Origin of the sequence: Streptomyces sp. NPDC058008, assembly GCF_042886395.1 — a bacterium.
Classification (GTDB): Bacteria; Actinomycetota; Actinomycetes; order Streptomycetales; family Streptomycetaceae; genus Streptomyces.
Window position 1 is genome coordinate 408,758 of record NZ_JBHVQX010000001.1, and the last position, 11,014, is coordinate 419,771.

Annotated in this window: 9 protein-coding genes; 7 read left to right on the forward strand and 2 right to left on the reverse strand. The window is 73.6% G+C overall.

Annotated elements, in window-relative coordinates; genetic code table 11:
* Positions 1-109: 109 nt before the first annotated feature.
* Positions 110-1,174 (reverse strand): mechanosensitive ion channel family protein, encoded by a 1,065-nt coding sequence (locus ACFVS9_RS01680; protein WP_383117575.1) that lies wholly within the window; start codon positions 1,172-1,174, stop codon positions 110-112.
* A 318-nt stretch (positions 1,175-1,492) separates the two neighbouring features.
* Between ACFVS9_RS01680 and ACFVS9_RS01685 the strand changes: the two genes are divergently transcribed.
* From ACFVS9_RS01685 to alc, 6 genes are all read left to right on the forward strand, one after another.
* Positions 1,493-2,029, forward strand: coding sequence for an HNH endonuclease (locus tag ACFVS9_RS01685; protein ID WP_383117568.1), 537 nt, complete (start codon positions 1,493-1,495; stop codon positions 2,027-2,029).
* Positions 2,030-2,338: 309 nt separating this feature from the next.
* Complete coding sequence (locus ACFVS9_RS01690) at positions 2,339-2,671, forward strand: hypothetical protein (RefSeq protein WP_383117569.1); 333 nt, start codon at positions 2,339-2,341, stop codon at positions 2,669-2,671.
* Complete coding sequence (gene malQ / locus ACFVS9_RS01695) at positions 2,672-4,813, forward strand: 4-alpha-glucanotransferase (protein ID WP_389929428.1); 2,142 nt, start codon at positions 2,672-2,674, stop codon at positions 4,811-4,813.
* Positions 4,814-4,851: 38 nt separating this feature from the next.
* Positions 4,852-5,064, forward strand: a complete 213-nt coding sequence (locus ACFVS9_RS01700; RefSeq protein ID WP_383117576.1) for a hypothetical protein — start codon at positions 4,852-4,854, stop codon at positions 5,062-5,064.
* A gap of 176 nt (positions 5,065-5,240) precedes the next feature.
* Positions 5,241-6,191, forward strand: a complete 951-nt coding sequence (locus ACFVS9_RS01705) for a LysR family transcriptional regulator (protein ID WP_383117571.1) — start codon at positions 5,241-5,243, stop codon at positions 6,189-6,191.
* A 69-nt stretch (positions 6,192-6,260) separates the two neighbouring features.
* A complete protein-coding gene (gene alc, locus ACFVS9_RS01710) occupies positions 6,261-7,406 on the forward strand; it encodes an allantoicase (RefSeq protein WP_389929430.1) in 1,146 nt (381 codons plus the stop codon).
* 245 nt (positions 7,407-7,651) lie between these two features.
* Here the strand turns inward: alc and pepN are convergent, their stop codons facing one another.
* The gene (gene pepN, locus ACFVS9_RS01715; RefSeq protein ID WP_389929432.1) at positions 7,652-10,228 is read right to left on the reverse strand and encodes an aminopeptidase N; all 2,577 of its coding nucleotides are present in this window, start codon (positions 10,226-10,228) and stop codon (positions 7,652-7,654) included.
* Between the two features lie 113 nt (positions 10,229-10,341).
* On the opposite strand from pepN, the gene ACFVS9_RS01720 reads away from it, so the two are divergent.
* Complete coding sequence (locus tag ACFVS9_RS01720) at positions 10,342-10,854, forward strand: DUF1203 domain-containing protein (protein ID WP_383117574.1); 513 nt, start codon at positions 10,342-10,344, stop codon at positions 10,852-10,854.
* Positions 10,855-11,014: the final 160 nt, after the last annotated feature.

An 11,014-nucleotide genomic window follows, 5' to 3' on the forward strand; every position in this document is an offset into this window, starting at 1 on the left:
AACTTTCCTATCGGTGAGAGGAAGGTATGGCGGCCTCGCGGAGCCGTCAATGGGAAGCGCCCCCGGGGCAACCAAAGCGTTACCTGCGGGGGCGCTGCGCACGACGGGTCTACTTCGACAGGTTCGGCGGCGCTATCGGGGTCGCGGCCAGCGACTGCGGCGAGGTGGCCGAGGCGTACGCAGAGGGGGCCGCCATGGCCGCCGTCGGGTCCGCGACGGACTCCCCGTCCGGGTGGAGCGGGGCGGCGCCGATCATCCGGATCCCGGCGGCGTCCAGGGTCTGCTTGATCCGCCAGCGCAGCTCACGCTCGACGCCCAGGGCCTTGCCCGGCATGGTCTTGGCCGCCACCCGCACGGTCATCGAGTCGAGCAGCACCGCGTCCAGCCCGAGGATGTCCACCGGGCCCCACAGCCGCTCCGACCAGGGTTCTTCCTTGGTCATGGTCTCGCCGGCCTCGGCGATGGCCCGGCGCACCTCCTCCAGGTCCTCCGTCGGACGGACCGTGACGTCGACACCGGCCGTGGACCAGCCCTGGCTGAGGTTGCCGATCCGCTTCACCTCGCCGTTGCGGACGTACCAGATCTCGCCGTTGTCGCCGCGCAGCTTGGTGACCCGCAGGCCCACCTCGATGACCTCGCCGGAGGCCACCCCCGCGTCGATCGTGTCCCCGACGCCGTACTGGTCCTCCAGGATCATGAAGACGCCGGAGAGGAAGTCGGTGACGAGGTTGCGCGCGCCGAAGCCCAGCGCCACGCCGGCGACACCCGCCGAGGCCAGCAGGGGGGCCAGGTTGATCTGGAAGGCGCCCAGGATCATCAGGGCCGCGGTGCCGAGGATCAGGAAGGACGTCACCGAGCGGAGCACGGAGCCGATGGCCTCGGAGCGCTGGCGGCGGCGTTCCGCGTTCACCAGCAGGCCGCCGAGGGCCGTGCCCTCCACCGCCTGGGCGCTGCGGTTCATCCGGTCGATGAGGTTGGTCAGGGCACGCCGGATCAGGTACCGCAGCACGATCGCGATGGCGGCGATCAGGATGATGCGGAGTCCGGTGTTCAGCCAGGTGGACCAGTTCTCCTCGACCCAGCCTGCGGCGTTCCCGGCCCGCTCGGCGGCTTCGTCCAGCGATCCGGCGGCGCCGGGGGACGGGGCCGCGGCCAGGAGGGCGGACAGGGACACGACGGGGACCTCCAGGTGGGGCGACAACAGACCAATAACACTAACGAAGCCGGGGATGTGCTCCGTTGCCGCCGCGGGGCGAGAGGTGCGTCTCACCCCGTGGGGAGCGGGGGTGTGGCCGATCGCACAGGAGGGCCGGCGGCACCCGCCGGAGCCCCTGCCAGGGCGTCCCCGGGCCGTGCGGACGGCGGGCCGGGAGGAAAATCCCTCGGGCCCGTTACCCGCACGTGGTGGCGCTCGGACCAGGCATGAGGGGAGACTGAGAGCGGATCGTCCCGGCGCGAGCCACGCGTCGCCGGCGTACAAGGAGGCATCCACGTGCCGCACGTCCTGGTTCTCAACGCTTCGTACGAGCCGCTCGGCGTCGTACCACTGCGCCGCGCACTCGTCCTCGTCCTCGAGAACAAGGCCATCTGCCTCGAGGAATCCGGCGCCTTCATGCACAGCGCCACCCGCGCCGTACCGGCCCCCAGCGTCGTCCGCCTCAAGCGGTTCGTACGGGTTCCCTACCGGGGACCCGTACCGCTCACCCGGCGGGCGCTCTTCGCGAGGGACGGTGGCCGCTGCATGTACTGCGGGGCCGCCGCGACCAGCGTCGACCACGTCATCCCGCGCAGCCGGGGCGGGCGGCACGCCTGGGACAACGTGGTGGCGGCCTGCCGCCGCTGCAACCACGTCAAGGCCGACCGGCACCTGCCCGAGCTGGGGTGGAGGCTGCACCATCCTCCGGCGCCGCCCAGCGGCCTGGCCTGGCGGATCATCGGGACCGGACACCGCGATCCGCGCTGGCTGCCCTACTTGCAGCCGTTCGGCGCGGATGACGTGATGGCCCGGATCGATGGCGTCTCAGCCTGAGGAACCGGGCCTTCCGCGTCTCCGGGCCCGGCCCCGCGCGTCCCGGGGCACCGGGGTGCGTCCGCGCCCCGGCGCGCCGGGTGACGGGCCCGACCGGCCGAATCGGGCGGCCGCACCGCGTGGCGCGCGGGCGTTCGGGGAAGGATCGCCGGGTGGCTGAAAACAGCCCATACCCGGCACGCGGGGGAACGGAATGTGACCCACGGCACGTTGGGCTCGTTGTCATAACGCCTAGGTCACGTCCACGCCTGGTCCCGCGACCACTGGGTAGGCCTGCTGTGTCCTGTTCTCCACGGCCAGGAGGCCAACGTGCCCGCATCCGCACAGCTTCTGCTCTCCGCCCTCTCCAAACAGGTACCGAGCCCCATGGACCCCGATCCGCTGGCAGGCAAGTCGTCCCCGACCTTCACCGCCCCTCCGATGATCAGCGAGCTGCCGCTCGCCGATGTCTCCCTCCTGACCGGCGACCACGCGTTCGCCGACAGCGCTCCGCTGCTCAGTGAGCCCCCGCTCACCAGCGAGCCCCCGCTCGCCGACGCCACACCCCTCACGAGCGAGCCTCCGCTCGCCGCCGTCGCCCCTCTGACCAGCGAGCCGACCGCACCCGGCACCGCAGGGGGCATGGAGTCCCCAGGAGTCTGAATGGGCTTGTCCCGGCTCGCCGCACTGCACGGCGTCGCCACCTCCTTCTCCCCGTCCGCGGACGTCACGGTGTCCGTCACCGACGACACGGTCAGAGCCGTGCTCGCCGCCCTGGGCGTCGACGCCGCCACCCCCGCGGAGGTGCGGAGATCACTCGCCGCAGCCGAATCGGCGGCGGCCTCCCGGCTGCTCCCGCCGACGGTGGTGGCCTGGTCGGGGGAGCCGCTGCCGGCCGCGCTCTCCGCGCTGCCGCCCGGCGTGCTCCTGACGGTCGACCCCGAGCCGGGGACCGCCGCCGCGCCCCTGCGCATGCGGGTCCTGCCCTCTCCCGCCCCGGCCGGTGAGGCGCCGAGGACGCCCTCCTGGTGGACCGAACCGCCCCTCGGCGTCCACCGGCTGACCGTCCGCACCCCCGAGCACCGCCACGCCACCGCCACGCTCGTCGTCGCCCCGGACCGCGTACCCCGGCCGCCCGCCCGCACGCACGGATTCCTCGTCCAGCTGTACTCGCTGCTCTCCGACCGGTCCTGGGGCATGGGTGACCTCGCGGACCTGGCCGACCTCGCCGCCTGGGCGGGCCGCACCCAGGGCAGCGGGTTCGTGCAGATCAACCCGCTGCACGCCGCCGTGCCCGGCCGGCCGGCCGACCCGTCCCCGTACCGCCCCTCCTCGCGCCGCTTCCCCGACCCCGTGCACCTGCACATCGAGTCCGTCCCGGAGTACGGCCACGTCACCGAGCCCGGCCGCACGGCCCTGGAAGACCTGCGCCAGCAAGCCGCTGCGCTGCGCGAGGCCGTGCTCGACAAGGGCGCGCTCATCGACCGGGACGCGGTCCAGGAGCTCAAGACGCAGGCCCTGGAGATCATTCACGAGGTCCCGCTGACCCCCGGCCGCCGTGCCGCCTACTGCGACTTCCTCGCGGCGCAGGGGCAGGCGCTGGAGGACCACGCCCTGTGGTGCGCCCTGGCCGAGGTGCACGGCCCGCGCTGGCGCGCCTGGCCCGAGGGGCTGCGCGACCCCCGCTCCCCGCAGAGTGCCCGTGCCCGCACGGAGCTGATGGACCGCGTCGACTTCCACTGCCGGCTCGCCTGGCTCACCGACACCCAGCTCGCCACCGCCCAGAGCGCCGCGCGGGAGTCCGGGATGGCCGTCGGCATCGTCCACGACCTCGCCGTCGGCGTCCATCCCGACGGCGCCGACACCTGGGCGCAGCAGGACGCCTTCGCGCAGGGCATGTCCGTCGGGGCGCCCCCCGACGCCTTCAACGCCCACGGCCAGGACTGGGGGCTGCCCCCGTGGCGCCCCGACGCCCTCGCCGCGTCGGGCTACGCCCCCTACCGCGACCTCCTGCGGGGCCTCCTCGCCCATGCCGGAGCCCTGCGCATCGACCACGTCATGGGTCTCTTCCGGCTCTGGTGGGTGCCCGAGGGGCGCCCGCCCACCGAGGGCGCCTACGTCGCCCAGGACGCCGAGGCGATGCTGGCCGTCCTCGTCCTGGAGGCGCACCGGGCCGGCGCCGCCGTCGTGGGGGAGGACCTCGGCACCGTCGAGCCCGGGGTGCGCGAGGCGCTCGCCCGGCGCGGGGTGCTCGGCACCTCCGTGCTCTGGTTCGAGCGCGACTGGGCCGGGACCGGCCGCCCGCTCGCCCCCGGGACGTGGCGCGAGGACTGCGTGGCCACGGCGACCACCCACGACCTGCCCTCCACCGCCGCGCGGCTGACGGGCGACCACGTGACGCTCCGCCACCGGCTGGGACTCCTCACCCGGAGCCTGGAACAGGAGCTGGCCGAGGACGCCGCCGGCACCGCCGAGTGGCTGGCCTTCCTGGCCCGGCTCCGGCTGCTGCCCGAGGGCGAGGGGGACGAGGAGGCGGCCGTCCGCGCCGTCCACCGCTTCCTGCGGGCCACCCCGGCCCGGATGGCCGGGATCTGGCTCCCGGACACCGTGGGCGACCGCCGCCCGCAGAACCTCCCCGGGACCTGGGACCAGTACCCCAACTGGCGCCTGCCCATCGCCGATGCGGAGGGCCACCCCGTCACCCTGGAGGAGATCACCGCCTCACCCCGGCTCCACCGGCTGATGGCCGTCCTCACGGAGGGGCCGGAATCCCGTACGGCACCCCCGGGCGCGCGGCCCTCGTAGGCGTTCGCTACGTTTGCACCGTGGACAAGAAGAACGCTATGCGCGCCGGCGCCGTCGCGGCCGGTACGACGCTGATGATGCTGCTCATGTCGTCCCCGGCGCTCGCGCTCACCCGCGACGACGGTGACGACCCGGGTCCGGGGCTGAGCGTGCTGGAGACCCTCGGCCTCTACGTCGCGGCCCCCATCGTCCTGTTCCTGGTGATCGCGGGGCTCGTCATGGTCCTCGACAAGTCCAAGAAGCAGGCCTAGCCAGGGCCCCTCGTCCGGACCGCGGCCCCGCCGCCCGACCCGGACGAAGGACCCCGACGGTTCTCCCGTGTGCGCCGCCGGTACGACGTACCGCGCGGCGCACCGCCGTGTCCGGCCGCGGACATGACGTACCGCGCGGCGCACCGCCGCGTTCCGGCGGCGGGTAGGTTTCGGCCATGACCGAGTGGGACGTCAAGAAGCTCCGCATCCTGCGCACCCTGCGCGACCGGGGCACCGTCACCGCCACCGCCGAAGCCCTGCGCATGACTCCGTCGGCCGTCTCGCAGCAGCTCAGCAACCTCGCCGGGCAGTTGGGCGTACCGCTGCTGGAGGCGCAGGGCCGCCGAGTCCGGCTCACCGACGCCGCGCACCTCGTCCTGCGCCACGCCGAGGCCGTCTTCGCCCAGCTGGAGCGGGCCGACGCCGAGCTGACCGGCTATCTGCGGGGCGAGGCCGGCCAGGTGCGGGTCGGCGCCTTCTCGACCGCCGTGCCCGCGCTCGTCGTCCCGGCCGTCCGGCTCCTGGAGGCGGGGGAGCGGCCCGCCCCCCGGGTCCGGGTGAGCGAGGCGGAGGCGGCCCGGGCCTACGAGCTGCTGTCCGGCGGTGAGGTGGACCTGGCGCTCTCCCTGGCCGCGCACGCCCCGACGGCACGCGACCCCCGCTTCACCCTGCTGCCGCTCCTGGCCGACCCGCTGGACGTGGCACTGCCCGCCGGCCACCGACTCGCCTCGGCGCCCGCCCTGCGGCTGGCGGACCTCTCCCGGGAAGCCTGGATCTACGGCGGGTCCGGCCCCTGGTCGCAGATCACCACCGCCGCGTGCGAGGCCGCCGGCTTCGTTCCCGAGCAGGCCCACAGCGCCGCCGGGTTCACGGCGATCCTCGCCATGGTGCGGGCGTCCATGGGCGTCGCTCTCGTCCCCCGGATGGTCTCCGCCTCCGACCGGCCCCGCGACGGCGTGGTGATGCGGGTCCTGGAGGCGGACCGGCCGTACCGCCACGTGGTGGCGGCCGTACGGCAGGGGGCGGAGAACGGTCCTGCGGTCGCCCGGGTGCTGGCGGCGCTGCGCGAGGTAGCCGCGGGAATCCGCCGGGCGGGGCCGGAAGACCTCGCGCAGGAAAATTCTTAAGCAGAACTGAAAGAACCGTACGGAAACTTTCGATGGACCTGATCGGTGGGGCGGCACCACAGTGGTCCCATGCCCACCGACAAGAACCAGACGGAGCTCCCTTCCACCGACCCGCACGCCAACGACGCGGCGCCCTACGGCGGCGGTGACCCCTACGCCGACTACCGCGCCGGCGACTTCCCCTTCACCGGTCTGGTCGACCTCGCGGACCGCCGCCTCGGCGGGGGCGTGATCGCGGCGAACGACGAGTTCTTCGCCGAGCGCGAGAACCTCCTGATCCGCGAACCGGCCGTCTTCGACCCCGAGCGGTTCGGCCACAAGGGCAAGATCATGGACGGCTGGGAGACCCGCCGCCGCCGGGGCGCGGACGCGGAGCACCCCTTCCCCGCCCCCGAGGAGCACGACTGGGCGATCGTCAGGCTGGGCACGCCCGGGATCATCCGCGGCATCGTCGTCGACACCGCCCACTTCCGCGGCAACTACCCGCAGCGCGTCTCCGTCCAGGCGACGGCCGTGGAGGGCGCCCCCGGCCCCGGGGAACTGCTCGCCGACGACGTGAAGTGGGAGGAGATCGTCCCGCGGACCCCCGTACGCGGCCACGCGGCCAACGGCTTCGAGGTGACGGGCGGTCGCCGCTACACCCACCTGCGGATCTGCCAGCACCCCGACGGCGGCATCGCCCGCCTCCGCGTCCACGGCGAGGTCGTCCCCGACCCGGCCTGGCTGGCGGCGCTGGGCACGATCGACCTGATCTCGATCCTCAACGGCGGCATGTACGAGGACGCGTCGGACCGCTTCTACTCCTCGCCCGCCCAGATCATCCTGCCGGGCACGTCACGCAAGATGGACGACGGCTGGGAGAACCGCCGCCGCCGGGTCCGCGACACGAACGACTGGGTCCGCTTCCGTCTGCCCGCGCAGGGCGCGGTGCGCGCGGTCGAGATCGACACCGCCTACCTCAAGGGCAACGCCGCGGGCTGGGCAGGACTCCAGGGCCGCGACGGCGCGACGGGCGAGTGGTTCGAGATCCTGCCCCGCACCCGGCTCCAGCCCGACACCCTCCACCGCTTCGTGCTGGACGCCGAGGCCGTGGTCACCCACGTGCGCCTGGACGCCTACCCCGACGGGGGCGTGGCACGGATGCGCCTCCACGGCTCGCTGACGGAGCAGGGCGCGGCCGAACTGGCCCGCCGCCACCGGGAGTCGGCCGCGTAACCCCGGCCCTCCCGCCCCGGCCCCGCCCGGCGGACGGCTGCGCGCACGGCGCCTGCCCGCCGGGCGGTACCCACCGGACGCCCCGGGCCCCCGCAGGCCCGGCCCCGGGGGACACCCGGAAGCGGGGCTCCCGGCCGGACGGCCCACCGCATCGCGCCGTGCCCCGCGCCACGCCCGCCACCTCCCCGTACGGCGAAGGGGGCGCCCCCAGGCGGAGGCGCCCCCTCACCGCTTCCGCGGACCCGTTACGCGGAGGCCGCCGCGGCGTCCGCCGCCTGCGCCTTCAGCGCACGCTCCACACCCGCGCGGGACTCCGACATCAGCCGGCGGAGCGCGGCGCCGGGCTGTGCCGACTCCAGCCACGCGTCCGTGGCGTCCAGGGTCTCCTGCGAGACCTGGAGGGCCGGGTACAGGCCGACCGCGATCTGCTGGGCCATCTCGTGACTGCGCGAGTCCCAGACGTCCTTGACCGCCGTGAAGAACCTCTCCGTGTACGGAGCCAGCAGCTCACGCTGGTCGGTCTGCACGAAACCGCCGATGACCGACTCCTGGAGCGAGTTCGGCAGCTTGTCCGACTCCACGACCGACGCCCAGGCCTCCGCCTTCGCCTCCTCGGAGGGCTGAGCCGCGCGCGCCGACGCCGCGTGCCGCTCGCCCGCCGCCGTCCTGTCGCGCTCGTACTCGGCGGTGATCTCCTCCTCGTCCAGGAGACCCGTCGCCGCCAGGCGCTGTACGAACGCCCAGCGCAGCTCCGTGTCCACGGCCAGGCCCTCGATGACCTGCGTGCCGTCCAGCAGCGACTGGAGCACGTCGAGGTGCAGCGGGCTGCGGGCCGTCGCGGCGAAGGCGCGTGCCCAGGCCAGCTGGTGGTCGCCGGCCGGCTCGGCCGCGCGCAGATGCGCCAGCGTCGCCTCGGTCCACTGGTTCAGACCCGCCTCACGCCACTCCGGGGCGGCGTAGAGGTCCAGGGCCAGCTTCACCTGGCGGTGCAGCGACTGCACCACGCCGATGTCCGACTCCTTGCCGATCCCGGAGAGGACCAGCGCCAGGTAGTCGCGCGTGGCCAGCTCGCCGTCGCGCGTCATGTCCCAGGCCGAGGCCCAGCTCAGGGCGCGGGGCAGGGACTCGGCGAAGTCGCCCAGGTGCGCGGTGACGACCCGCAGCGACTCCTCGTCGAGGCGGACCTTCGCGTACGACAGGTCGTCGTCGTTGAGCAGGACGACCGCCGGACGCGCCGTACCCGACGGGAACGGCACGGTGGTGCGCTCTCCTTCGACGTCCAGCTCGATGCGGTCCGTGCGGACCAGCTTCCCGGCCGCGTCGAGGTCGTAGCAGCCGATGGCGATCCGGTGCGGGCGCAGCGTGGGCTCGCCCTTCGCGCCCGCGGGCAGCGCCGGGGCCTCCTGGAGCACGGTGAACGAGGTGACGTGGCCGTTGCCGTCCGTCTCGATCTCCGGGCGCAGGACGTTGATGCCGGCCGTCTCCAGCCACGCCTTCGACCAGGTCCTCAGGTCACGGCCGGAGGTCTTCTCCAGCGCGCCCAGCAGGTCCGAAAGGCGCGTGTTCCCGAAGGCGTGCGCCTTGAAGTACGCCTGCACGCCCTGGAAGAACGCGTCCTTGCCGACGTACGCCACGAGCTGCTTCAGGACCGAGGCGCCCTTCGCGTACGTGATCCCGTCGAAGTTCACCAGGACGTCGTCGAGGTCCTGGATGTCCGCCATGATCGGGTGCGTCGACGGCAGCTGGTCCTGGCGGTAGGCCCAGGTCTTCATCGAGTTGGCGAACGTGGTCCAGGAGTGCGGCCACTTCGAGCCCTCGGCGTCCGCCTGGCACGCGATGGAGGTGTACGTCGCGAAGGACTCGTTCAGCCAGAGGTCGTTCCACCACTCCATGGTGACCAGGTCGCCGAACCACATGTGGGCCAGCTCGTGGAGGATCGTCTCGGCGCGCGTCTCGTAGGCCGCGTCCGTGACCTTGGACCGGAACACGTACTGGTCGCGGATGGTGACCGCGCCCGCGTTCTCCATCGCGCCCGCGTTGAACTCCGGGACGAAGAGCTGGTCGTACTTGGCGAACGGGTACGCGTAGTCGAACTTCTCCTGGAACCAGTCGAAGCCCTGTCGGGTGACCGCGAAGATCTCGTCCGCGTCGAGGTACTCGGCGAGCGACGGCCGGCAGTAGATGCCGAGCGGCACGGACCGGCCGTCCTTCTCGTAGCTGCTGTGCACCGAGTGGTACGGACCGGCGATCAGGGCCGTGATGTAGGTGGAGACGCGCGGCGTCGGCTCGAAGGACCAGACGTCGTCCTTCGGCTCGGGCGTCGGCGAGTTCGAGATCACGGTCCAGCCGGACGGGGCCTTCACGGTGAACCGGAAGGTCGCCTTCAGGTCGGGCTGCTCGAAGCTGGCGAACACCCGGCGGGCGTCCGGCACCTCGAACTGGGTGTAGAGGTACGCCTGCTCGTCGACCGGGTCGACGAAGCGGTGCAGGCCCTCGCCGGTGTTCGTGTACGAGCAGTCGGCGACGACCTTCAGCTCGTTGGCACCGGCCTGGAGGTGCTTCAGCGCGATCCGGGAGTCCCGGAAGACGGAGGCGACGTCCAGGTCCTTCCCGTTCAGCACGATGTCGTGCACCGCCGGGGCGACCAGGTCGATGAAGGTCTCCGCACCGGCTTCGGCGGAGTCGAAGCGCACGGTGGTCACGGACCTGTAGGTGCCGCCCTCCTGCGCTCCGGAGAGGTCGAGATCGATCTCGTACGCGTCCACGGTCAGCAGGCGCGCCCGCTCCTGTGCCTCTTCGCGGGTCAGATTCGTGCCAGGCACGCGGTCATCTCCTTGATATCCGACGTTTTTGGCCATCCTTCCACGTGGGGCGGCGACAGCGCGATGTCCGTTTTCCGCCGGACCCGCGGAGATGTCCGCGCCATCCTCGGATCATGACCGCACACACCGCACGGCCCATCGGGCCCAGCACCCTCGCAGAGCTCCGGACGGCCGACGACGCCGGACGCCCCTGCGCCCCGTACACGGCCACGGAGGGCGGCAGCCCCCTGCGCTGCTGCCTGCGCGGAGCCCGGCCGGGGGAGCGGATCGCCCTGGTCTCCTACGCGCCGCTGCGCCGCTGGGCGGCGGGGACCGGGGCGCGCCCGGGGGCGTACGACGAACAGGGCCCGGTCTTCATCCACGCCGGGGCGTGCGGGGGCCCGGAGGCGGGCCGGACCGGCTACCCGTTCTCCCGCGCGGGCGCCCTGCGCACGCTCCGGCGCTACGACGCCGAGGGCAGGATCACCGGCGGCCGGCTGCTGGAGATCCCGGCCGACGAGGAGAGGGGCTACGACGAGGCCTTCGCGGAGGCCTTCGCCGATCCGGCCGTGGCACTGGTGCACGTGCGGGCGGTGGAGCACGGGTGCTTCCACTTCGAGGTGCGGCGGGAGGGCTCCGAAGGGTGACACCGGCGCATCTCCCCGCCCGCGCCCGGCGCGGTTCCGGGGAGGGGCGCCGCGCCCTCGGGCACGCGGAGGAGGGCGGCCCCGGATGCCCGGGGCGCCCCCCTCCGCGGGCCGGGGGCGGGCCGCCCCGGAGCGCCGCCCCCCCCACCGCCGCGATCAG